This is a genomic window from Tianweitania sp., from assembly GCF_032053605.1.
Classification (GTDB): domain Bacteria; phylum Pseudomonadota; class Alphaproteobacteria; order Rhizobiales; family Rhizobiaceae; genus Tianweitania.
The window spans coordinates 36,423-62,824 of record NZ_DAMBUH010000011.1 but is presented as its reverse complement, the minus strand read 5'-3'; the positions used below and the strand labels follow the sequence as shown (position 1 = coordinate 62,824).

The following is a 26,402-nucleotide window of genomic DNA, read 5'->3' as shown; positions in this document are numbered from 1 at the left end:
GAGCATGCAGTTCGTCTCCTTCGTGCTCGCTAGCACTGTTCCGCAGCGTCGTCCATGGGCTTGAAGCGACGCAGTGTTCATCAGGCCGAGCTTTAGAAACATGCCACCAAGCCTTAGATCCATGGTCAGGCAGACAAGGAGACCGCTATGGGACAGCTGATCGACGGCAAGTGGGACAGCGCCTGGTACGATACAAGCAAAAGCGGCGGCAAGTTCGAGCGCGACGCCTCGCGCTTCCGCGACTGGGTGACGAAGGACGGCCAGCCGGCGGAAGGCCGCACCCGCGGCTTCAAGGCCGAGCCCGGGCGCTATCATCTTTACGTCTCGCTCGCCTGTCCCTGGGCGCACCGCACGCTGATCGTCCGCAAGCTCAAGAAGCTCGAACACATCATTTCGGTCGATGTCGTGCACTGGCACATGGGCGAAAACGGCTGGACCTTCCGCGCAGAAGACGGCGCCACCGGCGACAGCCTGTTCGGGTCCCAGTTCCTGCACCAGATCTACACCCGTGCCGAGCCGACCTATTCAGGCCGCGTGACCGTGCCGGTTCTATGGGACAAGCACGAGAACACGATCGTCTCCAACGAATCCTCCGAGATCATCCGCATGCTGAACTCGGCCTTCGACGAATGGGGCGATGCCTCGCTCGATCTTTACCCGGAAGCATTGCGCGGGACGATCGACGAAACCAACGCGCTGATCTACCCGAACGTGAACAACGGCGTTTATCGCGCGGGCTTCGCGACCAAGCAGGACGCCTATGAAAGCGCGTTCGACGATGTGTTCCGCACGCTCGACCAGTTGGAAGAGCGGCTTGCACAACAGCGCTACCTGACCGGCAACCAGCTGACGGAAGCCGACTGGCGCTTGTTTACGACGCTGGTCCGGTTCGATCCAGTCTATGTCGGCCATTTCAAGTGCAACTGGCAGCGCATCGCCGATTATCCCAACCTCTCGAACTACCTGCGCGACCTCTACCAGGTGGAAGGGTTGGCCGAGACCGTCGATCTCTTCCACATCAAGCACCATTATTACGGCAGCCATCCCACCATCAACCCGACCGGCATCGTGCCGAAAGGTCCTTCAGTGGATTACGACGCACCGCATGATCGCGCGCGCTTCGGCTAAGACTGAAGCCTCTACCAGTCTTCATGCGGGGCGATCCCGCTGATGATCTCGACGATGCGCCGGCGCGTGGCCGGCGTTGTGTCTTCCGGCAGTGCGGTCACCGGGAAAAACCGCGCTTCGGCAATCTCATGGTCGCCCGGACGCTCTCCCAACACGGTGAAATCCGTCACGAGATAGATCGCGATGTGATCGCGGCGGCTGGCCTGCCGGTTGAAGTGGATCGACTTCAACTGCGGACGGCCCTTGATCTCGATGTTGCATTCCTCAACGATCTCGCGCTGCAAGGCTTCCGCAGCGGTTTCTCCCGCCTCCACGCCGCCGCCCGGCAGTTGCCAGCCTGGCACATAAGTATGGCGGATCAAGAAAACCGTACCCTGGCGACGATCCCAGATGAGGGCGCGCGCGCCCAAGGTCATCGGCCGCGTCAACACAAAGAACAGATGAAACAACCGCATGCGGGCACGACGAAAACGCGGACCCGCAGCCAAAAGCCAGTTTCGCGCGTTCAAGAGTTTCTTCCCGCCGATAAAGCGAGGGTCATTAGGCAGGTATTTCCCTTCCATCGGGGCGTGCCGCATTCTAAGAGGGAAACATGTTCCGTCTCGCACATCTTTCCGACATTCATCTCGGTCCCCTTCCGGAAGTCACCGTTCGCCAACTCGCGTCCAAGCGCATCACGGGCTACGTGAATTGGCAGCGTAACCGCAAGGGGGTACTCGACGATGCAGTGCTCGACGCGCTGACGGCGGACATCAAGAAGATCAATCCCGACCATATCGCTTTGACTGGCGATCTCGTGAATCTCGCGCTGGATGCCGAGATCGAGGTCGCGCGTCTGTGGCTTCAGGAATTCGGCGGTTCAGAAGCCGTGTCGCTGGTGCCGGGAAACCATGACGCCTATGTGCCGGGCGCGTTCGACAAGATCTGCGTGGCCTGGGGCAAGTATATGGCAGGCGACGGCGAAAAAGGGCCGATCAGTCGCAAGTCGTTTCCGTATCTGCGCGTGCGCGGCAATGTTGCCTTCATCGGTGCGACCTCTGCCAGGGCGAGCGCGCCGTTCATGGCTAGCGGCTATTTCCGGGACGATCAGGCCGACCGCATGCGGGTGCTGCTGGATCGGGCCAAGAAGGATGGTTTGTTTCGTGTCGTGATGATCCATCACCCGCCGGTGCATGGCGCAACGGCCGCGCACAAGCGGCTGTTCGGCATCGGGCGCTTCCAGGATGTCATCAGGGAGCACGGCGCCGACCTCGTTCTGCACGGCCACACCCATCTGTCGACGGTGCACTGGATCGAAGGACCGAAGAACCGCGTTCCAGTGGTGGGTGTCGCCGCAGCGGGCGAATCGGTCGGCGAAGGCAAACCGCTTTCGCATTTCAACCTGTTCACCATTAGCGGCGAGCCGGACAACTGGTCGATCCACATGATGCGCCGAGGCCTGTCGCGCACCACGCGCGAGATCTATGAACATTCGAGTTTTCAGTTGACGGGCCAAGCCGCACGCCCGGTCGATGTTCAGCCGATCAGCCCGACGCCGATCTAACGCGCGGTAAGCGGCCACCCTTGAAGCCAAGCATAGGCCGCGGCCACCGCAAGGCCGACAACAGCGCCGGCACCGATCAGTGCAAGTCCACCGAGCAGCATCGACCATTCGCGCGGCATCCGCTTGGCTTCGCGGGCTGCCGACTCGCCTGAACCATCAGGCGTACCTCCGATCCGTACGACCTCGCCATCCAGCAGCCGCTGGCGCTCGACGATGCGCTCGGCGATATAGCGTGCAACCTGTTCAGCAACGGGCTTGAGGTCGCTGGACTCGGCCAGCACCGCCCGGCCGAGCCGTGTGTCCCGGACGAAACGATAGGTGCGGCGATCGCGTCCCATCGCGACATGGCTGGCGGCATCGATCCAGAAGCGGGGCTGCAGGCCGGAAGAAATCACAAAGTCGAAACGCGGATCACTGGCGTCCACTTCGTTCAGCACGGGTTGCAGTTCCTGCACCATCAGCTCGAGGCGCATGCGCTCGGCTTCGCGCAATTCTACAACCACGTCGGCGCGATCCGCTTCGGCGTTGCGAACGTCGCGGATGATATTCAGGAGGCTGAGGCCGGACCCCTTCGGCTCCTCGCTGCGTTGGGGCTCGCTCATGATACGCGTACTCCGGCCCGTATGGTTAGTTTTACGTTAACACGGAAAATATGGCCGTCCACGGCGTTTCTTCCAGCCTGCACAGGCTGTAAAACTTTAGAAGCTTCGGCGGGATGATGTTGCTGCCTAGCGGGTCGTCCGGCAGATGATGCGCAGCACGGTTTCGCGCGCTTCTTCCATCAGCATGTGGCCCCTGCCCACCAGCACTTCGAGCTTGAAGTTGGGCGGGAGGCCTTGCGTCTGGCTGAACGGCAGCACCGTGTCTTCGGTGCCCCATACCACCGTCACCGGCATGGTGAGTGTCGCCAGCATGTCGCGCGGGATCTCACCTTGCCGTTCGCCCTTCGTGATGGCAGCCGCGATCTGCACCAGCTTCTCATGTTGGCCGCGACCGCCGCGCGATGCGGCCAGACCGATCACATATTTCGTCGGCATGGCGAAGGCTGGCGCGGACATCTCGTTGAGGCAGGAGCGGAGTTCATCCGCATGGGTCGCCGCTCCATAGCGTCGCAGAAGATCGGCATTAATCTCAGGCCCGAAGCCACCTGGTGCCAGCAGCGTCAGGGATGCAGCGACTTCCGGTGCACGCAAACCAATCAAGCTCGCAATCGCACCGCCCATGGAATGTCCGACAAAATGCGCTTTCGTGATCCCGCGCTCCTGAAGGTCGGCCAGGATCGCCTTGACGGCCACGCCGGCCGGGCCTGCATTGGGATAGCTCAGCGATCGATGATGGCCGGGCAGGTCATATGCCAGCACCCTGGCACCCTGAACCAGTCCAGGCTGAATCTCAGACCACACCCCGTGAAAGCCGCCGAAGCCATGCAGCAGCACGATGGTCTTCGGCCCAGTGCCCTTGATGAAGGCGTACAGGCGCGGTGCTTGTGTCGGCTCGCTCAAGATCGGCTCCTCCCGGTTGAACGCCTTCCGCTCTAGCTGAGAGGGCGACGAGGGGCAAACGCGTGAGTGCCCGCCCCTGCCCGAAGTGGTCAGGCCTGCTGCTTGGCGAGGATACGGTTTGCCGCCGAGCAGATCGCTTCCAGGGAAGCCGCAACGATGTTGGTGTTGATGCCGGCGCCGAACAGCTTGCCGCCCGGATAATCCGTTTCGACATAGGAGATTGCCGCCGCGTTCGAGCCGCGCTGCAGCGAATGTTCGGAATAATCCGCAACGCTCATTTCGATGCCGAGATGCCGCGACAGCGCATCCATAAAGCCGTCGATCGGCCCGGTGCCAGTACCTGTGATCGTGACTGCCCGCCCGCCATCGGTGATCACCGCTTCCAGCGTCCGGCGCTGCCGGTTGGCGGGATCGGTATGCGTCGTGTGATCCACGAACTTGATACGCCCGTCCGGCTGCTCGACATATTCGCGCATGAACTCGTCGTGGATGCGTTTGACCGGCAGTTCCTTGCCTTCGACATCGGTGATGTGCTGGACAACCTTGCTGAACTCGACCTGCAAGGCGCGCGGCAGGTTGAGGCCGTAGTCAGCCTGCAACACATAAGCGATGCCGCCCTTGCCCGACTGCGAGTTGATGCGGATGATCGCTTCGTAGTTGCGGCCGACATCGGCCGGGTCGATCGGCAGGTAGGGGACTTCCCATTGAGGCTTGTTGGCGGTCTTGATCGCCTTCATGCCCTTGTTGATCGCGTCCTGATGCGAACCCGAGAAGGCCGTATAAACCAGCTCACCGACATAAGGGTGGCGTTCGGGGATCTTCATCTCGTTCGAATATTCGTAGACGTCCTTCATCCGGTTGATGTCGGAGCAGTCCAGTTCGGGATCGACGCCCTGCGTGTACATGTTCAGGGCCAGCGTCACGACATCGACATTGCCGGTGCGCTCGCCGTTGCCGAACAAGGTGCCCTCGACGCGATCCGCACCCGCCATCAAGCCCAACTCGGTCGCAGCAATGCCGGTGCCGCGGTCGTTATGCGGGTGCAGGGACAGGATGATAGAATCTCGGCGGCCGAGATTGCGGCTCATCCATTCGATCTGGTCGGCATGGATGTTCGGCGTCGACATCTCCACGGTCGCCGGCAAGTTGAGGATCAGCTTGTTGTCCGGCGTCGGATCGATGATGGCGGTGACCGCATTGCAGATTTCCAGCGCCACTTCCAGCTCGGTGCCGGTGAAGCTTTCCGGCGAATACTGGAAGCGGAAGTCATCCTTGGAGCCAGCCTTCGCGGCCATATCCACGATCATCTTCGCGGCATCGGTGGCGATCTGCTTGATGCCCGAAACGTCCTTGCCGAACACCACACGGCGCTGCAACTCACTGGTGGAGTTGTAGAAGTGCACGATCGGCTTATGCGCGCCCTGTAAGGCCTCGAAAGTCCGCGTAATCAATTCCGGCCGGCACTGCACCAGGACCTGCAACGACACGTCTTCCGGCACGCCACCTTCTTCGATCGCCCAACGGCAGAAATCGAAGTCGGTCTGCGAGGCCGACGGGAAGCCGATCTCGATTTCCTTGAAGCCCATGTCGAGCAACAGCTTGAACATGCGCGCCTTGCGCTCATGCCCCATCGGATCGACCAGCGCCTGGTTGCCGTCGCGCAGATCAACCGAGCACCAGATCGGCGCCTTTTCGATGCGCTTGGTCGGCCATGTGCGGTCGGAAAGGTCGATTGCCGGATAAGGCTGGTACTTGCGCGACGCGTCGGGCATGCCGCGGACGGGCTGGGCGGATTGGGTCTGCATGGGAGGATTGGCGTTCATTCTCGTCGTCTCCAGCGCCTCGATCGGGCGCAAATCTCAGAACTTTATGCGAAAGGGATCAAGGAGCTGGTTGCCTGGCGGCACAACGACCGCCGGGTGCTCCTCAGCGAGCCCGGCGATCGCAGCTAAGAAGGAGAAGCGAGGAGAAAAGCGCGCGCGTAACAGCACCCGCCGGAGCGGCTGTGTTCATCGCAGGATTGGCGGTGCGCGTCGTCATGATCAGCTGCATAGCCCAGGCGCATGAAACAAACAAGACAGAGGTTGCCGACGCATCAATGATGCGCACAGCTTTGCCTCAAACCGTTCGGCGCGTCACGAGCTTCGCCACCAGCCGCGACAAGGCCGGGCCGAATAGCAGCACGATCAGAAAACGCAGCATCTGCACGCTCATCACGAAAGACAGGTTCACGTTCTTGGAAGCAGCGGCGATGATCGCAACCGAATCCATGCCGCCGGGGCTGGTGGCTAGATAGGCGGTGAGCGGATCAATGTCAGTGAAAATCACCAGAAGCGCCGCCAATCCTCCGCAAAACAGCACCAGAACCAGGATAAAACCGGCGATTTGCGGCAAAATGCGAAACACATGATGCAGGATCGGCCGCGTGAACTTTAGCCCGATCGTCCAACCGATCATTGGATAACTCAGCGCTAACAGCCATTGCGGCAGCTGGAACGTCGCCAATCCCGAAAATTCCAGCACGATACCCAGAACCATCGCGCCCAGAAAGAACGGCGACGGCAGCCGTGCCAGCATCCCCAGCGTCGCACCAACTGCGGCAACAAGGAGCGTGGAGCCGAAGGCCAGAGGATCGAGCGGCGGAAACCAAGGAATTGGCGCAGCCACGACGGCGCTGGTATCCACAAAGAAGCGCGCAACGAGCGCAGCCACCACCGTGACGATCACCACCCGAAAATACTGCATGAAGGCCACAAGCCGCGTGTCGGCGCCGAAAGCTTCCGCCATCAGCACCATGGCGGTTGCCGCACCCGGCGCCGAGCCCCACACGCCTGATGTGCCGGGCATGATGCCCCAGCGGCTGATAAGGTAGCCCGACAGACTGCTGGCGCACAGCGTCGATAGGACGACGAACAGGAACAGCGTCCAGTGCGACAGAAAGGAGCCCACCAGATCGGGCGAGATCGATGCGGCAACCAGAATGCCGAGCACCGCTTGGCCCGCATTGAAGGCAAAGCGCGGCAGCGCAATCGTCGCGCCCAATGCGCCGGCCACGATCCCGGCGATCATCGGCGCCAGCAGAAAAGTCGCCGGCATGCCGATGGCCTCGAAAACGAACACGAGGAGAACCGAGCCGGCAATCAGCAGCAGCCACTGCAAGAAGGGCGGCCAAGCGCCGAACCCGGCTGGCGGCTGTGATTGCACTTTACTCATGCCCGACGTGCCGCTCGCATCCGAAGGCGATCACTTGCGAGAGAAATCGGTGCGTTCACCGTCTTTTTCGGTGATTTCCCGGATGACGCGTCCGGGATTACCCGCGAAGATCACGCCGGGCGGCACATCCTTCGTGACGACCGTTCCGGCCGCGATCATCGCGCGATCGCCGACAGTCACGCCCGGCATGACCGACACGCCGCCGCCGATCCACACATCGTTCCCGATCGTGATCGGCAGGGCATATTCCAGCCCCTTGTTGCGCCGCGCCGGATCGAGCGGATGGCCGGCGGTAAAGAGGCCGACATTCGGAGCGATGAAGCAATTGTTGCCGATCACCACCTTTGCCCCATCAAGGATCACCAGATTGACGTTGGCGTAGAAATCCTCGCCAATTTCGATGTTGAACCCGAAATCGCAGTGAAACTGCCCGTCAAAGACGAAGCGTTCGCCGGTCTTGCCCAGCAACTGCCGGATCAGTCCATTCCGTTCCGCGTCTTCGTCCGGCGCAAGCCTGTTCAAGCGATGCAGGATGCGCTTTGCGGCTTTACGCTTTTCCAACACGGCTGCATCGTAATTTGCATCGTAAAGCATGCCCTTGGCCGCTTTTTCGAGCTCATCCATTCGGTTTTTCCATTTCTGTCTATCGGTGCCTCACGCGAACGGAATCGCCGTCGTGCCCGGAGGCAGCTTTGCTTCGTCTTCCGGCTCTACATGGATGATGACGCGCACGCTGGGTATCTCGTCGCGCAACGCATCCTCGATGCGGTCGCAGATGACATGGGCTTGGCCGACCGTCATGGCGGCATCCACCACCATGTGGAATTCGATAAAGGTTGCACGGCCCGCAATGCGCGTCTTGAGATCATGCACTTCGAGCGCGCCGGCCGAATGATGCGAGATGATGTCGCGAATACGCATGTTTTCATGCACGTCGACGGCGACATCCATCAGCCCACTCAGCGAACCGGTAATCACCTTCCAGCCCTGGTACAGGATGTTGAGCGCAACCAAGGCCGCCAGCAGCGGGTCGAGGAACTTCAGCCCGGTCAGAACGGCCGCAATCAAGCCGGCAATGACGCCGACCGAGGTCACGACGTCCGTCATGATGTGGTGGCCATCAGCAACAAGTGCCGGCGATCGCGCTTCGGTGCCGCGCCGGATCAGCACGGTGGCCCAAATGCCGTTGATGGCGGCAGCGCCGCCATTGATGGCGAGGCCGATCCAGGGCTCTTCCAGCGTCGACGGCGCTTCCCATTTTCGCCAGACTTCCATCAGGATCAGCAGGGCGGCGATGACGATCAGCACGCCTTCCAGCACGGCCGAGAAATATTCGGCCTTGTGGTGCCCGTGCTGGTGGTCGAGATCGGCCGGCTTGTGGCTGACCGAAATTGCCCAAAGGGCCGCCGAGGCCGCCACGACGTTGACGATCGATTCCAGCGCATCGGAATAAAGCGCGACCGAACCGGTGAGGAACCAGGCCACGAATTTGAGGCCCATGACAAAGAAGCCGATCGCGATTGACCCGGCTGCTAGCCGCATGGCCATACGCTTTGGCCCTTCATTTGTCTTGACTGCAGTCACGATCTCACCTTTCGCGGCGCCACGTCGGGCAGGTCGAAACGGCCTGCCCATACCTGATCAGACGATCAGGCCGCCTTCACCTTGGCCCTGCGCGGCAGATGCGCGACGATGTTCTCGATCATCCGCATGCCGGCATTGCCGCCCAGCGTCATGATCGATTCGGGATGGAATTGCACGGCGGCAATCGGCTCGCTGACATGTTCGAAAGCCATGATCACACCATCTTCCGTTTCCGCCGTCACCACGAAGCCATCCGGCAAACGGACGGGATCGGCGAAGATCGAATGATAGCGGCCGACCGTGACTTCCTTCGGTAGGCCGGAGAAGATTACGCCCTGCTTGGAGACGCTGATGCGCGAGGGCTTGCCATGCATCGGCACATGCAACTGCCTAAGCTCGCCGCCATAGGCCTCCGCCAGCGCTTGCAAACCAAGGCAGACGCCGAAGATCGGCAGATCGCGCGAGCGGGCCTTCTTGATCGTCGCCTTGCAATCGAAGTCGGTCGGCGTGCCCGGTCCGGGCGACAAAACGACCAGATCCGGCTTCACCCGCTCAAACACCTCTTCCGGCACCGGCGAGCGCACAGTGGTCACGTTCGCGCCCGTTTGGCGGAAGTAGTTGGCGAGCGTGTGAACGAAGCTGTCTTCATGGTCGACCAGCAGGATCGACACGCCCTCACCCACCTTGGAAGCCTCGCGTTGCGCGACCGCGGCGTTGCCGGTTTGCGCTTCGCGGATGGCCGACAGCATGGCCGACGCCTTCAGCTCGGTCTCGGCTTCTTCTTCCTGCGGGTTGGAATCGAACAGCAAGGTCGCGCCGGCGCGCACTTCGGCGATGCCATCCTTGATGCGGATGGTGCGCAGCGTCAGGCCCGTATTCAGGTCGCCGTTGAAATGCACCATGCCGATCGCACCGCCATACCAGGCGCGCGGGCTTTTCTCGTTCTGCTCGAGAAAGCGCATGGCCCACAGCTTCGGCGCGCCGGTCACGGTGACCGCCCAGGCATGCGACAGGAAGGCGTCGAACGCATCCATGTTCTCACGTAGCCGGCCTTCGATATGGTCGACCGTATGGATCAGGCGCGAATACATCTCGATCTGTCGCCGGCCGATGACGCGCACCGAACCCGGCTCGCAAACGCGGCTCTTGTCGTTGCGGTCGACATCCGAGCACATGGTCAGCTCGGACTCGTCCTTCTTGGAATTGAGCAGCTGGATGATCTGCTCGGCATCGCCGATCGCATCTTCGCCGCGCTTGATCGTGCCGGAAATCGGGCAGGTTTCCACCCGGCGGCCGGACACGCGCACGAACATTTCAGGCGATGCGCCGACGAGATATTCGCCCTCCCCCAGATTGATGAAGAAGGAATAAGGCGACGGGTTGATGGACTTCAGCTTGCGAGAGATTGCCGAAGGCTTGGTTTCGCAGCGCTCATAAAAGGTCTGGCCGGGCACGACCTCGAACAGATCGCCGCGCCGGAAACTGTCCTTGGCGCGCTCTACCAACTTCGCATATTCGCCCGGCTCATGGTCGCCGCGCGGTGGAATGCGGTCGGCGGTGCGGAACGGTTCAGCCTGCGTTTCACGCGCAATGTCTCGCGTGCTCACTCCGCTCGCCGCGAAATCATAGCGGTCATGCCAGGCTTGCGCGGTGTAGTGGTCGACCACCAGGATTTCATCCGGCAGATAAAGCACCAGATCGCGCTGGCTGGTGGCGCGCTGAAGCTTGAGATCGACCGGATCGAACTGAAAGGCAAGATCATAACCGAAGGCGCCGTAAAGGCCGAGACTGGCATCGTCCGGCGACTTGAAGAGGTTGGTGATGGCACGCAGCACCGTGAAAACCGAGGGAATGCGCGACCGCTCTTCCTCGATCACCGCCCCGCTCGGCTCGGCGATGGTCAGCTGCACGAGGCGATCCGTGCTGTTTTCGACGGCAACGCCATCAAGCCCTTGCAGATGCGGCGCAACGATCGCCAGCAACGCCTCGCCGCGCGCATTGAGCGCTTCCACCTTCATGGCGCGCCCGCGCGAACTTACTACCAGCGGAGGATCGATGATCGCCGTGTCCCAGCGAGTGTATCGACCGGGATATTCGTAGTTCGACGAAAACACCGCACCACGGCGACTGTCGAGGCCATCGATGTAAGCTTCGATCGCGCTGGCATAGGCTGTTTCGTGGCGTTGGCGCAGAACGGAAACGCCACCGGCTGTGGTGTAGCGTTCGGATCCGTTTTCAAGCTGTTCGATGGTCATCTCACACTCCGGCTCAAGGGTTTTGCCGCAAAGCGCCCGGGAGGTCCTGAAAAACAAAATGGCCGCCCGGACTTCTCCTGCGGCCATCCAAATTTCGCGCGCACGCGTCTGGTTCGGCCGCTTATGCGGGCCACCACCAGAGCTTCGTGAATACGATCTTCGTCATGAAGTCTGCATATCGCGGAAACTGGCGTGCAGCAAGCGGGATCGAAGCCTCGTCACTCCGCCGGCCCCGCTACTCGGCAGGCCCCATTACTCGGCAGGCATAGCCACCGGGCTGATGCCGCGGCGGTCAAGCGATTGCGACCACACGGCGATCAGCATGGCAATGATAGCAGTTGCCGCCGACACAAACGGCAGGCCGTCATAAGCGACGCCCATGGAAATTGCCGCACCACCAATCCACGCACCCGCCGCATTGCCAGCATTGAACGCACCCTGATTGAGGGTTGCGGCGAGGTTCGGGCCTTCGGCGGCCGCTTCCACCACGCGCATCTGCATCGGCGGAACGATCACGAAGGTCAGCACGCCCCAGATGAAGACGAGCGAGATGGTGATCGCCGGGCTATGGCTGAACTCGGCCAGAGCCAGATGCGTCAGCGCGATCAGCACCAGCGTGCCGATCGCCGTCGGCATCAGCTTCCAGTCCGCCAGCTTGCCGCCGAGGATGTTGCCCACCGTCATGCCAGCACCGAACAGCAGCAGGATCCAGGTGACGGAGGGCACACTGATGCCAGTCACGTCGGTGAGCAGCGGCTTGATATAGGTGAAGACGCAGAACAGGCTCACGGAAGCCAGCGCCGAAATGATCATGGCAAGCCAGACCTGCAAGCGGCCAAGCACCTTCAGCTCGCTTGTGATCCCCTCGCCCGTCGGCTTGGCGACGCCGGACGGAACGAACCAGGCAATGGCAGCCACCGCGAACAAGCCGATGAAAACCACCGCCCAGAAGGTCGAGCGCCAGCCATAGACTTCGCCGAGCGCCGTACCGGCCGGCACGCCGAGGATGTTGGCGAGCGTCAATCCGGCAAACATCAGCGCCATCGCACTGGCGCGCTGGTTGCGCGGCACGAGACTTGCGGCCACAACTGAGCCAATGCCGAAATAAGCGCCGTGACCGAAGGCGGTGACGACGCGCGCCACCATCAGCGTCCAATAGTTCGGCGCAATGGCGCAAAACAGGTTTCCGACCACGAACATGGCGGCAAGCCCGATCAGCACCGCCTTTCGCGGCAGTTTCGCCGTAAGGATCGCCAGGATCGGCGCGCCGATTACCACGCCCAACGCATAGCCGGTGACGAGCAGGCCGGCTGCGGGAATGGACACGCGCAGATCTGCGGCGACCTCCGGCAGAAGCCCCATGATCACGACTTCGGTTGTGCCGATCCCGAAGGACGTGACCGCCAGGGCATAGATCGGAAAGGGCATGAATGGATCGCGCGTTGAGAGCTTGATTTCGATCAATGCGCCAGTTCGCTCAACGCTTCAAGCCGCTGTTTTGCAGCGCAGCAATGCAGAGAGCGGTGAACAAGACCGGCGCCGCCTTTCGAGGGAAAGATCAACGCAAGCCTTGCAAGCTCAATCCATATGAACAGCCGGCGCTCCGCCACCTGCAGCCGCAGCCTTCGGCTTGCGCAACAACAAGGCCAGCGGAATGGCGCAGAGCGTCACGATCATCATCAGCTTGAAATCGTCGACATAAGAGATCATCGCGGCCTGCTGGTTCACGAGCTGATCCATCTGCGACAGCAACGTCGGATTACCCGCGGCCGCACCCGGCGAGATGCCTTGCAGGTTCGGGTTGAACGGATTGATCGACGCCGCCAATTCGCTGTGATTGACCTGCGTGTTGCGCGTCAGAACAACCGTTACCACCGAAATGCCGATCGACGAGCCGAGATTGCGCACAAGGCTGAACAGGCTGGCGGCATCGGTACGAAAACGCGGTTCCAGCGTCGCAAAGGCAATCGTCGACAGCGGCACGAAGACCAACCCCAAACCCAGACCTTGAATGATGCCGGACTGGATGATCAGCCAGTCATCCATTTGCGGCGAGAAGCCGGTCATGTCGTAGAGCGACCACGAAGTCAGCGACAGGCCCGTCACCACCAGGATGCGCGCATCTACCACCCGCACCAGCCGTCCCACCAGGATCATGGAGATCATGGTGCCCACGCCACGCGGCGCCATAACAAGGCCGGTGGTGATGGTGGAATGGTTGAACAAGCGCGACAGCATCGGCGGCAGCAGCGCCAGGCTCGCCAGCAGGATCACGCCAATCACGAAGATGAAGACGAGGCCGGTGACGAAGTTGCGGTCCCTGAAGATCGCCGGGTCGATGAAGGCATCATGGCGCGTGGCCAGATGCACGATGAACACCCAGAAGCCGGTGATCGACAGGCCGAGCTCGATCCAGATCTCGACGGCCGAAAACCAGTCCACTTCCGCGCCACGATCCAGCATCAGCTGAAGCGCACCGACCCCGAGCGACAGCATGGCAAAACCGAAGAAGTCAAAGCCGCGCAGCCGCTTGGCGACATGCGGGAGGTAAGCGGTACAACCCAGCACGGCGATGATGCCCACCGGCAGGTTGACGAAGAACACGTAGCGCCAGTTCAGCGTTTCGGTCAGCCAGCCGCCCAGCGTCGGGCCGACGATCGGGCCGACCATGATGCCGGCACCCCACATCGCCATGGCCTGGCCGTGGCGTTCCTTCGGGTTGATGTCGAGCAGGAAGGTCTGAGACAGCGGCACGATCGCAGCGCCGAACAGACCTTGCGCCACGCGGAACAGCACCATCGTTTCCAAGCTCCAGGCGATGCCGCAGAGCATGGACGAAATGGTAAAGCCGATCACTGAAGTCAGAAACAGCTCGCGCCGGCCAATCCGGTCCGACAGCCAGCCCGTCACCGGCGTCATGATGGCGGCGGCAACGATATAGGACGTGAGCACCCAGTTGATTGTATCCTGTGACGCGCCAAGATCGCCCACCATGTTCGGCAAGGCGACATTGGCGATCGTGGTGTCGAGCACCTGCATGATCGTGGCCAGCATGATCGAAACGGTGATCAGGCCACGATGCGGCACCTCATGGGACTCAACGTCGGCGCTCATTGGGCAAGCTTACAGCCACTGACCGAGGAAGGTATCGGCGGCCGACACTTCGCCATCACAGGCGAAGGGAGGCAGGTCGGTCATCCGGCTCTCGGCGGCAGCAATCGCCTGCTGATATTCCGGCGTCGACGCTTCGTCGCGCGGAACCCAGATCGTGAAGGGGCATGGCTCCCCCGACATGGGGGAGACTGGAAATTCGAGTTCGATCGTCATGACAATCGCCTTTCAGCTCAATGGCTTTGTGGCTTTTTGGCTTGTTTAGTTGGCCGCTTGGGTCTGGGGTGCCGCCGGCGTGCCGGCATAAGCGTGGCCGATGAGGCTACCCCATCCGCGGCTCACACCCGTATCCACGTTCACGGTGGCGCTCATGCCGGTGCGCAGCAGAAGGTCCGCATCGGCCTCATTGATCTTCAGGCGCACGGGAATGCGCTGCGTGACCTTCACCCAGTTGCCGGTGGCGTTCTGCGCCGGCAGCAGGGAGAACTCGGCGCCCGTTCCGGCACCGATGCTGTCGACGGTCGCTTCGATCGGTCGGCCCGGGAACGTGTCGAGTTCGATCTCGGCCTTCTGGCCAAGCTTCATATGGGTGAGCTGCGTTTCCTTGAAATTGGCCTCGACCCAGGCGTCACCGGTTTCAACCAGGGTGAAAAGCGATGAGCCCGCCGAAACGAACTGCCCTTCCTTGAAGGATGCGGCTTGTGAAACGATGCCGTCGGCCGGTGCATTCACCGTCGTCTGCTCGAGCTGATAAGCGGCGCGATCCCGCGTCGCCAAGGCGGCCAGAACGCTCGGATGTTCGTCGGTCTTGATGTCAGGATTGCCGCCGAGCGCTGCCTTTGCGCCAACCACGGCCTGTGCCGCTGCCCGCTCGGCATCGCGCGCCTTGTCCAGGTTGCGGCGGGCCGTATCAAGCGAAGACTGCGTCGTCACGCCCTTGCCAGACAACGCCGTCTGGCGGTCAAGTTCCTGCTGGAGGTAGGCGACCTCGCCCACTTCTGAGCGCTGCTGCGCTTCCGCCTGGCCAAGCGAAGCGCGTAATTGCTCCACATTGAGGCGCGCGCCAGCCAGAGACGCCTCGGCCTGAGCGAGCGCGATGCGGTAGGGTTCGGGATCAACCGCGAACAAAAGATCACCGGCTTTCACAGTCTGGTTCTCGTGCAAGTTGACGGCGGTGATGCGACCGGCAATCTCAGACGCGATCGTCACGCGGGCTTGCCGCAGATTGGCGTTTTCTGTTTCCTGGAACCGCCCGCCCGTCACCCAGTAATAGATGCCGCCGCCAACCAGAAGCAGCGGAACGACGGCCATCACCAGATAGCGCATCTTGCTGCTCTTCTTCTTAGGCTGTGCCGGAGTTTCAGCAGGAGCGGCCGCCGCTACGGGCGCGACAGCAGGTGCGGGAGCCTGGGCCGGAGCTGGCACGGGCTTGGGCGCTTCGCGCTCGACGGTTTCGACCTCGTCATCAATCTCTTGAACGGCACTCATGACACTGTAACCTTTGAAGCCCGCGCATGATCGGCTGGCCCCTGATCGTTGAAACAAGACTCGGATTGCGCCGAACCGGTTGAAAGATTGCGGGCCATCGCTTCCAGGCCCTCGAACAAAGCGTCACGCGTTGCCGGGGACACCCCGGCCAAGGCTTCTTCATAAACCTGCGAAGCCACATCCTTCACCGCGCCGCGAATCTGCTTCGTCTGGGCGGTGGTGAAGATCATGCGAACACGGCGGTCGTTTGGGTCCTGCCGCCGTTCGATCCAGCCGCCCTGCTCCATGCGGTCAAGCAGGCGCGAGATGCTGATCGGCTCGACTTCCAAGACCTGTGCAAGCCGAGCCTGCGTCGCGCCCTCTTCCTTCCACAAGCGGAAAAGAAGCCGCAGCTGCGCTTCCGACAACCCGTGCACGCCAGCACGCGCCTCGATCTTGCTGCGAACGAGGCGGGCGACTTCGTGAAGGAGGAAGCCAAAGGGCTTGACAGGCTCAGTGTTCATGAGCGGCGATATAATAAGCGTGCTTATTGTATGCAAGCACACTTCTGCATGGCTGCCTTCTTTTTTATAACGTGTCGAAGGTTTTGGCGAAGGGGGTTCACGCGTACTTAAATTACAGCCAGCTTATATTCGGCTGGATTATGGAAGTCTTGGAAGCGCGATGCCGGCCCGGAAACGAGTTGCGATACAGATCCGGACGATCATCGGCGCGGTCGTTGTTTCCGTGACGGCGCTGGCAGCGCTCGGTTTTTACGCCGTGTCGCGGGTCGATCAGGACTCGCTCGACCGACAGAACCATCTTGCATTCAATGCCTTGGCAGCGGAGCGCGCGGACTTCCGCCGACAGCAGCAGATTGCCACCGCGACGCCCGAAGCCTGGATCTTCGCGCGCTCCAACAATCAAAGCTGGCTTGATCGCAATCTCGGAACCCGCCTCAACACCGATTTCGGCCACGACCGGATCTATATCGTGGATGCCCAGGGCAAGCCGATCTATGGCATGGAAAATGGCACCCGTCTGGAGCCATCGCAGATCCATGTTCCGCCGGCGATCGCCGTCAGCATCCACAATGCACAACAAGGCGCACTGCGCTCGGCCACCGTCAGCCGACCGATCGCAGCAGACACGATCATGCTCGATGGCCTCCCGGCCATGGTCAGCATCGTGACGATGGCGCCGAATTGGACGAATACCCGCCCTACTCCAAGAGCGAGCTTTCTCCACGTTTCGGTGAAGTATCTCGATGCTGAACTGATCAAACGGATGGGCGATCAATTCGGCCTGAACAGCAGCCACTTCGAACGGGTCGGCGATCTTCACCCCGAGCACAGCCGCATCCCGATCGTTGCATCGAATAACACGCTGCTTGGCTATATCGCATGGGACCCGATCAAACCGGCGAGCAGCCTCATCAACCACCTGATGCCGGCCTTGACCGCAGTGGCGGCGGTCATCGCGCTTGTTCTGGCCTTTCTTCTTTACCGGTTCCGCCGCGCCACGCTTCAGCTTCAGGCAAGCGAAGCCGGAGCGCAGCATCTTGCCTTGCACGATCCGCTGACGGATCTGCCCAATCGGACCTTGTTCAACGACAGGCTGCGGCTGGCCTTGCTGTCTCTGGCCGACGGCAAGACAAAGACCGCCCTGCTTTATCTCGATCTCGATCACTTCAAGCACATCAACGATACGCTCGGTCATCCCACCGGTGACGAACTTGTCCGGCAGGTGGCGCGCCGGCTTGAAGCGCTGGTGCGCAAGCATGACACGGTTGCCCGCCTGGGCGGCGACGAGTTCGGCATCGTGCTGGAGCGGATCAACGATCTGTGCGTCATCACGCGTGTGGCGGAGCGGCTGGTCGCGTCCATGGCTCGGCCCTTCGATCTGTCCGGCGAAATCGTCCATATCGGCGCATCGGTCGGCGTCGTGGTTGCACCCGATGCCGGCGCTGACGCGGAAGATCTCCGCCGCAAGGCCGACATCGCGCTTTACGAAGCCAAGAAGAACGGCCGCAGTCGTTATCAGATGTTCACTGCCGGCATGGACGAGTTGCTTGTGCGGCGTCGCCGTATCGAGAGCGAGCTCAGGTCGGCACTACAAACCGGCGAAGGTCTCGCCCTGGCTTTCCAGCCTATCATGGCCGCCGATGGCCGCACCATCCTCGGTGCAGAAGCTCTGACCCGCTGGCACCATCCCGTTCACGGGGCGATCCCAACAGCACAGTTCGTGTCCATCGCCGAGCAAAGGGGTTTGATCGGAGAATTGGGAAGCTGGGTCGCGAAATCCGCCATCGCGTTTCTGTCCACCAGCAATTTGCCCTGGGTCGCCATCAACGTGTCTCCGAGCGAATTGCGTGATCCGGACTTCGCCAACCAGCTCCTGGCCCTCTTGGCAGACCACAACGTGTCCCCCTCCCGTTTGCAGGTGGAGATAACGGAAGGCGTTTTGCTGGAAGGCAAGCGCACGGTCTCGACGGTTCTGCGCACCTTGCACAATGCGGGCGTTGCCATTGCGCTGGATGATTTTGGTACCGGTTATTCGTCGCTCGGCTATCTGCGTCGTCACACGATCGACAAGCTGAAGATCGACCGGACCTTCATCCGCGAACTCGGTCGATCGCCAGAAGATGACGCGATCGTCAAGGCCGTGATCGATCTCGCAAAAGCACTGAAGCTGAAGGTGACGGCCGAAGGCGTGGAAACGAAAACGCAGTTCGCGCGCACCGTTGATCTTGGGTGTCTCGAATTTCAGGGTTTCTTGTTCAGCGAACCCCTGCCTGCAGTAGAACTGCGCCGGATGTTCGATCATCCCGCTCCAAGGCTGGTAGTCGATCGCCTGGCTTGAGCCTCGCGATCGCGTGCAAAATCATGCAACGCGAAGAAAATCAGACCGATGTCTGTTTGATGTCCACAGCCGATCGAGACTTCTCAGTACAAGATCGAAGACAAACTAAGGCCTTGACGTAGCGTCAATCTAACATATGTTAAACGAATAAGCTGAAGTGGTTTCTATTCTGCCGGAACTTCTCTAGCCTTTATGTAAGGAAAGAGAGCAGAGCCGAAGTCATCCCTGATAACGACCATTCGTCACTGATGTCCAGTGTCGATCGTCTTCAAGGTGACTAACAGCTCGTCGCCTATCCTGGAAGACACCGATGAAGTCGAAGCTCTGCTCCGTTGGGCAGGTGTGGAGATTGGATACGAGGACTTTCAGCATGCCGAACTTGCAGACACCAATTCCGCACTCCATTCAAGGCAGCCAGGAGCTTGGCCGCACTTCGGCAGAGGCGATCTCGACGCCGATCAAGCGAAAACCTGGTCGTCCTCCGGTTGCCCACCCAAAGCAGGCCGTATCCCTGCGGCTTGAGCCGGAAGTGCTGGAAAAATTCCGGGCCACCGGCGCCGGTTGGCAGCGCCGCATGAATGACGTCCTGAAAGCCGCGGAACTCGGCGACTAACGGTCGAGCACCGCACGGATTTCCACGAGGTTCGAGCGGACGCGCAGCACATAGAAGCCCATTGTCGCGAGATGGGTCGGCATGATCCAGCCATCTTCGCGGCCATTGGATATAATCGCTGGTTGAATGCGCAGGCTGGAGCGGATCTGCTGCTCCAGCTCCTGCCATAGGCTGGTCAACCCACGGTTCTGCACCACGGCCGCAAAGTCGTGATGCGCGGCGGTCAGGATGCCGTAGTAACCGTAAAGCTGGCCGTAGGCGAACCAGAAGCGGTCGTCTGCCCGGCTGTCGAACCAGCCGCCATTGTGGTTCTCCGAACGCTCGCGCAGGATCGCCGAAGTCGAACCAAGATCGCTTGCGATCCGCTCCACGAATTGCAGCAGATTGTCGCCGCGTGCATCGAACTGCACCGCGCACGACTGCATACGATCGTTGAAGCTGCGCAGATCGCGCATGGCGGCACGATAGTAAGACGGCGTCGGCGTCTTCGGGCCAAACGGGCTGAGGCCGAAATACCAGGTATATTCGTCAAACTGCATGTTGCCGCGCGCATCCTGCAGATTGTTGTCGATCTGCGAGGTGCCGCGAACACGGCCAAGCGCGTCCACCAGCTCTACCGTGGTGCGCCGGATCGCCTGGTTCACGCCGCGCTGAAACGCAGCCTTGTTGTCGAGAAAGGGCGTGCGGTCCCAATCCAGCCCGAACAGACCGACCTTGTAGAGGATGTTGGAAGAGACCCACGCATTCTGGTTGACGTTGAAATCGATCAGATCGGCCGTGGCATCCACGATGCCCGAGCGCACGCAAGTCCGCAGCTCGCCTTCCACACCTTCCGCGCCAACAACGGGCGTGGTTGCCGGAGCGGCAGCCTGCCCGGCATTGGCTGGAGGCGCGGCAGGTGCCGGCGTTTGGGCGAAAGCATAGCGCGCCGGATAGTCCGGATCGAAGTTGGTCCAGACCTGCGTATTCCAGAGGAAATAACCGTACAGCCCGACAAGCAGCAAGAGCACGACCGCAAACGGCGCCTTGACGATCCAGCTGCGCCCGCCGAGCCAGCGACCCAGGGCCAAGAAGGGCCAGGCTATAAATGCCAGCACGCGGCCGATCGCATGGCCGATCAGCTCGGCTACCCGCGCAAAGAACGTTCGGATCGAAGAGAGCATGGAGAACCTCCGGTCACGCCGCGCCTGCGCAGCATCATCATTGGCGTCTCAGATATGGATTAGGAGGCTCAAGGGCAATGCGCTTGATGCTCATCCCCCGGCAAAGCCTACGAGATCTTCCGCCGTCACCCGCCCCATCTCTTCTTCCCAATGGCGTCGGCACAGCGAAACATAGGCTTCCTTGCCGATCGCGACTTGCTCGCCTTCCCGCGCAACCTTGCGGTCGGCCCCCAGCCGCACCACCATCGTCGCCTTACGCCCGCAACGGCAGATCGTGCGCACCTCGCGCAGCTCGTCCGCCAATGCCAGCAGCGCCTGCGAGCCGGTAAACAGCTTGCCCTGGAAATCGGTGCGCAAGCCATAGGCCATCACCGGAATGCCGAGCCGATCGGCCACCCGTGCCAGCTGCCAAACTTGGGCCTCGCTCAGGAACTGCGCCTCATCGACAAACACGCAATGCAATCCGCGATGCGCGTGATGTTCGCTCACCAGCGCCAGCAGATCGTCCCCATCGCCGAACAGCTCGGCCTCGGCCTCGAGCCCGATCCGCGAAGAAATGTATCCACGGTCGTCGCGCTTGTAGTGACCAGCAACCAGAAGCAGCGTGTGCATGCCGCGCTCCTGATAATTGTAGGAGGCCTGGAGCAAGAGAGTGCTCTTGCCGGCATTCATCGTCGCATAATGGAAATAGAGCTTGGCCATGGAAGCGCCTTCTACGCCGAAGCGCCGCTTTTGCAAAAGTGCATGCCGCCATTTGGGTGTTCTGCGCTGCGATTTGCCCTATCCGGCTTGCAAGTGCAGCGTTTTGATGGTTCGTTTGCCGCAAATTGCGGCATCGGCAAAATGATCGGCACGCCATCAACGCCGTGCGAGAAAAGCCAACCGCCGTTTTTGCCATCAATGGGAGATTTTGATGTCGCGTACCGTCAAACTTGTATCTTCGGCCCTTTTGCTCACGGCCTTCGCCGCTAGCGCCGCACAAGCCGCCGAACCTGAAAGCTGCAAGGCGGTGCGCTTCTCCGATGTCGGCTGGACCGATATCACCGCCACCACCGCGACCGCCTCCGTGATCGTCGAAGCGCTCGGCTACGAACCGAACACCCAGATCCTGTCTGTGCCGGTGACCTTCGCGTCCTTGAAGAACAAGGACATCGACGTCTTCCTCGGCAACTGGATGCCGACCATGGAAGGCGACATCGCGGCCTATCGCGACGACAAGTCGGTGGAAACCATCACCACCAATCTGGAAGGCGCGAAATACACGCTGGCCGTGCCGAAATCAACGTTCGACGCCGGCCTCAAGACCTTTGCCGACATCGCCAAGAACAAGGACAAGCTCGACAACAAGATCTACGGCATCGAGCCCGGCAACGACGGTAACCGTTTGATCCTGGAAATGATTTCGGCCGGCAAGTTTGACCTCAAGGGCTTCGAACTGGTGGAAAGCTCGGAAGCCGGCATGCTCTCGGAAGTGCAGCGCGCCGCCTATTCCAAGAAGGACATCGTCTTCTTGGGCTGGGAGCCGCATCCGATGAACGCCAATTTCGAGCTGGAATATCTGTCCGGCGGCGATGAGGTCTTCGGCCCCAACTTTGGCGGCGCCACGGTCCACACCAATGTCCGCGCCGGCTACACCACCGAATGCCCGAACATCGGCGCGCTCCTGAAGAACATGGTTTTCTCGCTGTCTATGGAAAACGAGATCATGGGCGCCATCCTCAACGACGGCACCGATCCCAAGGAAGCTGCCACCGCCTGGCTGAAGAAGAACCCGGATGCCGTGACGCCCTGGTTGAAGGGTGTCACCACCTTCGACGGCGGCGATGCTGCGGCAGCCGTCAAGACCGCCATCGGCGGCTAAGAGGCACCTGGAAGACTGCGGCGGCCGCACCAAAGGCCGCCGCCGCATGCAATGGAACTGAAGAGGACCAATGGAGACCGATCAAGGCTGGATCAGTGAACTCGGCGAAATCCTGACCACGAAGATCCCCGTGGGCCGCTGGGGCAAGCTGTTCTTCGATTATCTGACCTCCAACTTCGCCTGGTTCTTCGACTCGCTGGCAACCGGCATCACCTCCATCCTGTCCGGCGCAACCAGCGGCCTCCTTTGGCTGCCGCCTTTGGCCTTGATCGCCCTGATCGTCGCGCTGTCCTATGTCTTGCAACGGTCTTGGCAGCTGGCGCTGGGCACAGCGCTCGGTCTTCTGTTCATCCTCAACCAGGGCCTCTGGGCCGCAACGGTGGAAACGCTGGTGCTGGTGGTGTCGGCCGCTGCCGTTTCCATGGCGATCGGCGTTCCGATCGGCATCTGGGCTGCTCATCACGAGCGCGCTTATACCTGGCTGCAGCCTGTGCTCGACTTGATGCAGACGCTGCCAACCTTCGTTTATCTCATTCCAGTGCTGATCCTGTTCGGCCTCGGGGTCGCGCCCGGCGTCATCGTCACCGTGATCTTCGCCGCCCCTGCCCCCATCCGCCTGACCTATCTCGGCATCAAATCCGTGCCCGTACCGATGTTGGAAGCCGGCGAGGCCTTCGGCGCCACGAAGCGGCAGCTGTTGTGGAAGGTGGAACTGCCGGCGGCGCTGCCCACCATCATGGCGGGCCTCACCCAATGCATCATGCTGTGCCTGTCCATGGTGGTAATCGCCGCGCTGATCGGCGCGAATGGCCTCGGCAAGCCGGTGGTGCGCGCGCTGAATTCGGTCAACATCCCGCTCGGCCTCGAAGCCGGTCTCGCCATCGTCGTGCTCGCCATCATTCTCGACCGCATGTCGCGCATCCGCACGGGAGCGGCCCGTTGAGCACCGCAGTCGATTTCCAGAACGTCGACATCATTTTCGGCGACGCAAACCAGCGCCAACGCGCACTCGGCATGGTGGACAAGGGCGCCACGCGCGAAGACATCCTGTCCGCAACCGGCGCTGTTCTCGGCTGCGCCGGCGCCAATCTCACCGTGGAAGAAGGCGAGATTTCCGTGCTGATGGGCCTGTCGGGCTCCGGCAAGTCGACGCTACTGCGCGCCGTCAACCGGCTGAATGTGCCGACGCGCGGCCATGTCTTCGTCAAAAACGATGACCGCATGGTGGATGTCGTCACATGCGATAATCGCGCTTTGCGCCAGATCCGGCAAAGCCGCGTGGCCATGGTGTTCCAGCAATTTGCCCTCCTGCCTTGGCGCACGGTCGAGGAAAATGTCGGCTTCGGGCTTGAACTCGCGGGCGTCCCACAGGCCGAGCGCAAAACGCGTGTGGCCGAGCAACTCGCTTTGGTCGGTCTCGACAAATGGGCCGGCAAATATGCGCATGAGTTGTCCGGCGGCATGCAGCAGCGCGTCGGCCTTGCGCGCGCCTTCGCTACGCAAGCGCCGATCCTGCTCATGGACGAACCGTTTTCCGCCCTCGATCCGCTGATCCGCACCAAGTTGCAGGACGAACTCCTGATGCTGCAGGCGAAGCTGAAAAAGACCATTGTCTTCGTCAGCCACGACCTTGAGGAAGCGCTCAAGATCGGCTCCAAGATCACCATCATGGAAGGCGGGCGTATCGTGCAAACCGGCGCGCCGGAAGAGATCGTGCTCAATCCCGCCAATGATTATGTCCGCGAGTTCATCGCCAATGTGAACCCGCTCTCGGTTCTGACCGCCTGGAACGTGATGCGCGACAAGCGCGATCTGGAAGACGCCGGTGGCAACGGATGGCTGTGGCTCGATCGCCGCGAAACCACCCGCTTCAAGATCGACACCGACGGGCTGGTCGCCGCGGCAGAGCGGAACGGCCAGCCCGCCGTCTGGACCTCCTGCGACGACAACGAACCCCTGCCCGCAGACGCGCCGCGGGTTTACTGGGCAAAGCCGGGCACCTCGTTGAAGACCGTGATGCTCGCCATGCAGCGCTCGAACACCGCACCCGTGGCCCTGTTCGATGAGCAGTCTCGCTTTGTCGGGTCGATCGGCATCCAGGATGTGCTGCACGCCATGGTGCGGCGCGCCTGAGGAACCCGCGAGCGGCTTCCAATCCGCCCCGCCGGAGTTGAACACCACCCTGCTTCGATCAAACGACTTTTCGTTTGATCGAAGGCAGCTTTGCCTTAAACAGCGGCGGGGCCATGATCTCACGAGATCAGGCGAGAGGAACGGGAGAAGGTAATGAACCTTTCGGGTCAAGTTGCGATCGTCACCGGCGGCGGTTCTGGATTGGGCGAAGCCACAGCACGCGCAATGGCTGCAATGGGCGCCAAGGTCGCGCTGTTCGATGTCGGCATAGACCGTGCGGAAAAGGTAGCAAGCGAGATCGGCGGTCTTGCAGTGAAATGCGACGTGTCCAGCGACGAAAGCGCGACGGCCGCCGTCGCGGAAGTTGCCGACAAGCTCGGCATCCCGCGAGTGCTGGTGAACTGCGCCGGCATCGTTCTGGCGTCCAAGACGCTCGGCAAGGAAGGCCCGCATCCGCTCGACACTTACCGCCGAGTCATCGAGATCAACCTGCTCGGCACCTTCAACGTCATCCGCCTGGTTGCGGACCGTATGCGCCATGCCGAGCCGCAGGAAGACGGCGAGCGCGGCGTCATCATCAACACCGCTTCGGTTGCCGCCTACGACGGCCAGGTCGGCCAAGCCGCATACTCCGCATCCAAGGGCGGCATCGTCGGCATGACCCTGCCGATCGCTAGGGATCTGGCACGCGACGGCATTCGCGTGATGACCATTGCGCCCGGCATTTTTTGGACACCGATGATGGCGAGCCTGCCGGAAAACGCGCAGAAGTCGCTGGGCGAACAGGTGCCCTTCCCGTCGCGGTTGGGTCAGCCCTCGGAATATGCCGACCTCGCCCTCCACATCATCGGCAACCGCATGCTCAACGGCGAAGTGATCCGCCTGGACGGCGCGATCCGCATGGCGCCGCGGTAAGCACCCATGGCGAAGCCCGAAAGCGTGCTTCGCCCGCTGGACAGCGAGGCGGTGCGTTTGGCCAAGACGCTGATGCGCACGGCGCGCTTCGGCGCATTAGCGGTGCTCGATGCGGCGGATGGCAGTCCCTTCGTCAGCCGCGTCGCCGTTGCCAGTGATTGCGACGGCGCGCCGCTCATCCTCGTGTCCGGCCTGTCGCAGCACACGCAAGCGCTGCAACGCGATCTGCGCTGCTCACTCCTGCTGGGCGAACCCGGCAAGGGCGATGCGCTCGCTTATCCCCGCCTGTCGCTCAGCTGCACGGCGCAGCTTGTCAGTGACGAGGCAGACCTCGCGCGTGTGTCAGGCCGGTTCCTGCGCCACGTCCCGAAGGCCACGCTTTACGCCTCGCTGCCGGACTTCCGCACCTATCGTCTCCAGCCGCGCGGCGCGTCCTTGAACGGCGGCTTCGGCAAGGCTTACCGGCTGGAAAGCGCTGATCTTCTCACCGCCGACGCGTTCGGCCTCGCCGCGTTCGAGGCACCGATCCTCGAACATATGAACGACGACCACGCGGATGCCGTGTCGCTTTATGCCGAGAAACTGGCGGGACAACCCGCCGGCAAATGGAGCCTGACCGGCATCGACCCAGAAGGCATCGACCTTGCAGCCGGCGACCTGACGGCGCGTGTGTGGTTCGATGAGCGGATCGAAAGCCGGCAGGCAGCACGAACCGCCCTGGTCGATCTCGTCGCAAAGGCACGAGGCGGCGCTTCGCCGGTGTCTGAACAGCAAAGCGAAGAATAATTTAGCATCGTGAAACTTTCCGAAACGGCGATCCGTAGCTCCGGCTCTGAACAGTTGACGTTGAAAGTTGGGTATCGTGTCCACGCCAATCCTGGAACGCGCAGACGAGATCGCTGCGCTGCTGAGCATGCTCGGCAACACAAAACGCCTGTTGATCATGTGCCATCTGCGCGAAGGCGAGATGTCGGTCGGCAAGATCGCCGAAAGCGTGCAGCTCAGCCAATCGGCTTTGTCGCAGCACCTGGCCAAGCTCCGGCAGCTCAAGC

Annotated in this window: 24 protein-coding genes and 1 pseudogene; 10 read left to right on the top strand and 15 right to left on the bottom strand. The window is 61.5% G+C overall.

Annotated features, from left to right (window positions below; all coding sequences use genetic code 11):
- Positions 1 to 147 precede the first annotated feature (147 nt).
- Positions 148 to 1,128 carry a glutathione S-transferase family protein gene (locus tag RTX98_RS04785; RefSeq protein ID WP_312794959.1) on the top strand — a complete coding sequence of 327 codons (981 nt, stop codon included), beginning with the start codon at positions 148 to 150 and terminating at the stop codon, positions 1,126 to 1,128.
- A gap of 11 nt (positions 1,129 to 1,139) precedes the next feature.
- Here RTX98_RS04785 and RTX98_RS04780 read toward each other — a convergent pair whose 3' ends face one another.
- Positions 1,140 to 1,583, bottom strand: a complete 444-nt coding sequence (locus tag RTX98_RS04780) for an NUDIX domain-containing protein (protein ID WP_312794967.1) — start codon at positions 1,581 to 1,583, stop codon at positions 1,140 to 1,142.
- A 137-nt stretch (positions 1,584 to 1,720) separates the two neighbouring features.
- Between RTX98_RS04780 and RTX98_RS04775 the strand changes: the two genes are divergently transcribed.
- A complete protein-coding gene (locus RTX98_RS04775; RefSeq protein WP_312794958.1) occupies positions 1,721 to 2,671 on the top strand; it encodes a metallophosphoesterase in 951 nt (316 codons plus the stop codon).
- Here the strand turns inward: RTX98_RS04775 and RTX98_RS04770 are convergent.
- From RTX98_RS04770 to RTX98_RS04715, 12 genes are all read right to left on the bottom strand, one after another.
- Entirely contained in the window at positions 2,668 to 3,273 is a 606-nt protein-coding gene (locus RTX98_RS04770) for a hypothetical protein (protein ID WP_312794957.1), read from the bottom strand. The genes RTX98_RS04775 and RTX98_RS04770 overlap by 4 nt on opposite strands.
- 126 nt (positions 3,274 to 3,399) lie before the next feature.
- Positions 3,400 to 4,173: an alpha/beta fold hydrolase gene (locus RTX98_RS04765; RefSeq protein ID WP_312794956.1), complete on the bottom strand. Its 774-nt coding sequence runs from the start codon at positions 4,171 to 4,173 to the stop codon at positions 3,400 to 3,402.
- An 89-nt stretch (positions 4,174 to 4,262) separates the two neighbouring features.
- Entirely contained in the window at positions 4,263 to 5,945 is a 1,683-nt protein-coding gene (gene leuA / locus RTX98_RS04760) for a 2-isopropylmalate synthase (protein ID WP_312794966.1), read from the bottom strand.
- Between the two features lie 346 nt (positions 5,946 to 6,291).
- Entirely contained in the window at positions 6,292 to 7,386 is a 1,095-nt protein-coding gene (locus tag RTX98_RS04755) for an AbrB family transcriptional regulator (RefSeq protein WP_312794955.1), read from the bottom strand.
- 30 nt (positions 7,387 to 7,416) lie between these two features.
- Positions 7,417 to 8,010, bottom strand: a complete 594-nt coding sequence (locus RTX98_RS04750; RefSeq protein WP_312794954.1) for a sugar O-acetyltransferase — start codon at positions 8,008 to 8,010, stop codon at positions 7,417 to 7,419.
- 30 nt (positions 8,011 to 8,040) lie between these two features.
- A complete protein-coding gene (locus tag RTX98_RS04745; RefSeq protein ID WP_312794965.1) occupies positions 8,041 to 8,934 on the bottom strand; it encodes a cation diffusion facilitator family transporter in 894 nt (297 codons plus the stop codon).
- 101 nt (positions 8,935 to 9,035) lie between these two features.
- Positions 9,036 to 11,225, bottom strand: coding sequence for an anthranilate synthase (locus tag RTX98_RS04740; protein ID WP_312794953.1), 2,190 nt, complete (start codon positions 11,223 to 11,225; stop codon positions 9,036 to 9,038).
- Positions 11,226 to 11,477: 252 nt separating this feature from the next.
- Positions 11,478 to 12,653, bottom strand: a complete 1,176-nt coding sequence (locus tag RTX98_RS04735) for an MFS transporter (protein ID WP_312794951.1) — start codon at positions 12,651 to 12,653, stop codon at positions 11,478 to 11,480.
- 150 nt (positions 12,654 to 12,803) lie between these two features.
- On the bottom strand, positions 12,804 to 14,339 hold the full coding sequence (locus RTX98_RS04730) for a DHA2 family efflux MFS transporter permease subunit (protein WP_312794950.1): 1,536 nt from the start codon (positions 14,337 to 14,339) through the stop codon (positions 12,804 to 12,806).
- Between the two features lie 9 nt (positions 14,340 to 14,348).
- The gene (locus tag RTX98_RS04725; protein ID WP_312794949.1) at positions 14,349 to 14,552 is read right to left on the bottom strand and encodes a hypothetical protein; all 204 of its coding nucleotides are present in this window, start codon (positions 14,550 to 14,552) and stop codon (positions 14,349 to 14,351) included.
- Positions 14,553 to 14,597: 45 nt separating this feature from the next.
- Positions 14,598 to 15,824 carry an HlyD family secretion protein gene (locus RTX98_RS04720; protein ID WP_312794947.1) on the bottom strand — a complete coding sequence of 409 codons (1,227 nt, stop codon included), beginning with the start codon at positions 15,822 to 15,824 and terminating at the stop codon, positions 14,598 to 14,600.
- Positions 15,821 to 16,327: a MarR family transcriptional regulator gene (locus RTX98_RS04715; RefSeq protein WP_312794945.1), complete on the bottom strand. Its 507-nt coding sequence runs from the start codon at positions 16,325 to 16,327 to the stop codon at positions 15,821 to 15,823. Before RTX98_RS04715 ends, RTX98_RS04720 begins: the two co-directional genes overlap by 4 nt.
- A gap of 160 nt (positions 16,328 to 16,487) precedes the next feature.
- On the opposite strand from RTX98_RS04715, the gene RTX98_RS04710 reads away from it, so the two are divergent.
- Both RTX98_RS04710 and RTX98_RS04705 read left to right on the top strand, forming a co-directional pair.
- Positions 16,488 to 18,665 carry a putative bifunctional diguanylate cyclase/phosphodiesterase gene (locus tag RTX98_RS04710; protein WP_312794943.1) on the top strand — a complete coding sequence of 726 codons (2,178 nt, stop codon included), beginning with the start codon at positions 16,488 to 16,490 and terminating at the stop codon, positions 18,663 to 18,665.
- Positions 18,666 to 18,975: 310 nt separating this feature from the next.
- Positions 18,976 to 19,278, top strand: a complete 303-nt coding sequence (locus RTX98_RS04705; protein ID WP_210312942.1) for a BrnA antitoxin family protein — start codon at positions 18,976 to 18,978, stop codon at positions 19,276 to 19,278.
- On the opposite strand, the gene RTX98_RS04700 is transcribed toward RTX98_RS04705, so the two are convergent.
- On the bottom strand, positions 19,275 to 20,441 hold the full coding sequence (locus RTX98_RS04700) for a DUF2333 family protein (protein WP_312794940.1): 1,167 nt from the start codon (positions 20,439 to 20,441) through the stop codon (positions 19,275 to 19,277). The two genes, RTX98_RS04705 and RTX98_RS04700, sit on opposite strands and share 4 nt — an antisense overlap.
- A gap of 90 nt (positions 20,442 to 20,531) precedes the next feature.
- On the bottom strand, positions 20,532 to 21,143 hold the full coding sequence (locus RTX98_RS04695; RefSeq protein WP_312794939.1) for a thymidine kinase: 612 nt from the start codon (positions 21,141 to 21,143) through the stop codon (positions 20,532 to 20,534).
- Between the two features lie 211 nt (positions 21,144 to 21,354).
- On the opposite strand from RTX98_RS04695, the gene RTX98_RS04690 reads away from it, so the two are divergent.
- The 6 genes and pseudogenes from RTX98_RS04690 to RTX98_RS04665 all read left to right on the top strand — a co-directional run.
- Positions 21,355 to 22,302, top strand: a complete 948-nt coding sequence (locus tag RTX98_RS04690; RefSeq protein ID WP_312794938.1) for a choline ABC transporter substrate-binding protein — start codon at positions 21,355 to 21,357, stop codon at positions 22,300 to 22,302.
- Between the two features lie 70 nt (positions 22,303 to 22,372).
- Positions 22,373 to 23,245 carry a choline ABC transporter permease subunit gene (choW, locus tag RTX98_RS04685; protein ID WP_312794937.1) on the top strand — a complete coding sequence of 291 codons (873 nt, stop codon included), beginning with the start codon at positions 22,373 to 22,375 and terminating at the stop codon, positions 23,243 to 23,245.
- Entirely contained in the window at positions 23,242 to 24,435 is a 1,194-nt protein-coding gene (gene choV, locus RTX98_RS04680) for a choline ABC transporter ATP-binding protein (RefSeq protein ID WP_312794936.1), read from the top strand. The genes choW and choV overlap by 4 nt, the downstream gene beginning before the upstream one ends.
- Positions 24,436 to 24,588: 153 nt before the next feature.
- The gene (locus RTX98_RS04675) at positions 24,589 to 25,350 is read left to right on the top strand and encodes a 3-hydroxyacyl-CoA dehydrogenase (protein WP_312794935.1); all 762 of its coding nucleotides are present in this window, start codon (positions 24,589 to 24,591) and stop codon (positions 25,348 to 25,350) included.
- Positions 25,351 to 25,356: 6 nt separating this feature from the next.
- Complete coding sequence (locus RTX98_RS04670; RefSeq protein ID WP_312794934.1) at positions 25,357 to 26,136, top strand: HugZ family protein; 780 nt, start codon at positions 25,357 to 25,359, stop codon at positions 26,134 to 26,136.
- Between the two features lie 127 nt (positions 26,137 to 26,263).
- Positions 26,264 to 26,402 (top strand): annotated as a pseudogene (locus tag RTX98_RS04665) (ArsR family transcriptional regulator); the annotation flags it as partial.

What these genes read in the sequence shown, in the direction of transcription:
- RTX98_RS04730 (WP_312794950.1), bottom strand. Translation starts at nt 14,339, where the DNA reads ATGAGCGCCGACGTTGAGTCCCATGAGGTGCCGCATCGTGGCCTGATC.
- RTX98_RS04735 (WP_312794951.1), bottom strand. Translation starts at nt 12,653, where the DNA reads ATGCCCTTTCCGATCTATGCCCTGGCGGTCACGTCCTTCGGGATCGGC.
- RTX98_RS04725 (WP_312794949.1), bottom strand. Translation starts at nt 14,552, where the DNA reads ATGACGATCGAACTCGAATTTCCAGTCTCCCCCATGTCGGGGGAGCCA.
- RTX98_RS04705 (WP_210312942.1), top strand. Translation starts at nt 18,976, where the DNA reads ATGAAGTCGAAGCTCTGCTCCGTTGGGCAGGTGTGGAGATTGGATACG.
- RTX98_RS04780 (WP_312794967.1), bottom strand. Translation starts at nt 1,583, where the DNA reads ATGCGGTTGTTTCATCTGTTCTTTGTGTTGACGCGGCCGATGACCTTG.
- RTX98_RS04740 (WP_312794953.1), bottom strand. Translation starts at nt 11,225, where the DNA reads ATGACCATCGAACAGCTTGAAAACGGATCCGAACGCTACACCACAGCC.
- RTX98_RS04675 (WP_312794935.1), top strand. Translation starts at nt 24,589, where the DNA reads ATGAACCTTTCGGGTCAAGTTGCGATCGTCACCGGCGGCGGTTCTGGA.
- RTX98_RS04745 (WP_312794965.1), bottom strand. Translation starts at nt 8,934, where the DNA reads ATGGCCATGCGGCTAGCAGCCGGGTCAATCGCGATCGGCTTCTTTGTC.
- RTX98_RS04670 (WP_312794934.1), top strand. Translation starts at nt 25,357, where the DNA reads ATGGCGAAGCCCGAAAGCGTGCTTCGCCCGCTGGACAGCGAGGCGGTG.
- RTX98_RS04750 (WP_312794954.1), bottom strand. Translation starts at nt 8,010, where the DNA reads ATGGATGAGCTCGAAAAAGCGGCCAAGGGCATGCTTTACGATGCAAAT.
- RTX98_RS04770 (WP_312794957.1), bottom strand. Translation starts at nt 3,273, where the DNA reads ATGAGCGAGCCCCAACGCAGCGAGGAGCCGAAGGGGTCCGGCCTCAGC.
- RTX98_RS04775 (WP_312794958.1), top strand. Translation starts at nt 1,721, where the DNA reads ATGTTCCGTCTCGCACATCTTTCCGACATTCATCTCGGTCCCCTTCCG.
- RTX98_RS04720 (WP_312794947.1), bottom strand. Translation starts at nt 15,824, where the DNA reads ATGAGTGCCGTTCAAGAGATTGATGACGAGGTCGAAACCGTCGAGCGC.
- RTX98_RS04715 (WP_312794945.1), bottom strand. Translation starts at nt 16,327, where the DNA reads ATGAACACTGAGCCTGTCAAGCCCTTTGGCTTCCTCCTTCACGAAGTC.
- RTX98_RS04710 (WP_312794943.1), top strand. Translation starts at nt 16,488, where the DNA reads ATGCCGGCCCGGAAACGAGTTGCGATACAGATCCGGACGATCATCGGC.
- choW (WP_312794937.1), top strand. Translation starts at nt 22,373, where the DNA reads ATGGAGACCGATCAAGGCTGGATCAGTGAACTCGGCGAAATCCTGACC.
- RTX98_RS04755 (WP_312794955.1), bottom strand. Translation starts at nt 7,386, where the DNA reads ATGAGTAAAGTGCAATCACAGCCGCCAGCCGGGTTCGGCGCTTGGCCG.
- RTX98_RS04785 (WP_312794959.1), top strand. Translation starts at nt 148, where the DNA reads ATGGGACAGCTGATCGACGGCAAGTGGGACAGCGCCTGGTACGATACA.
- leuA (WP_312794966.1), bottom strand. Translation starts at nt 5,945, where the DNA reads ATGCCCGACGCGTCGCGCAAGTACCAGCCTTATCCGGCAATCGACCTT.
- RTX98_RS04700 (WP_312794940.1), bottom strand. Translation starts at nt 20,441, where the DNA reads ATGCTCTCTTCGATCCGAACGTTCTTTGCGCGGGTAGCCGAGCTGATC.
- RTX98_RS04690 (WP_312794938.1), top strand. Translation starts at nt 21,355, where the DNA reads ATGTCGCGTACCGTCAAACTTGTATCTTCGGCCCTTTTGCTCACGGCC.
- RTX98_RS04695 (WP_312794939.1), bottom strand. Translation starts at nt 21,143, where the DNA reads ATGGCCAAGCTCTATTTCCATTATGCGACGATGAATGCCGGCAAGAGC.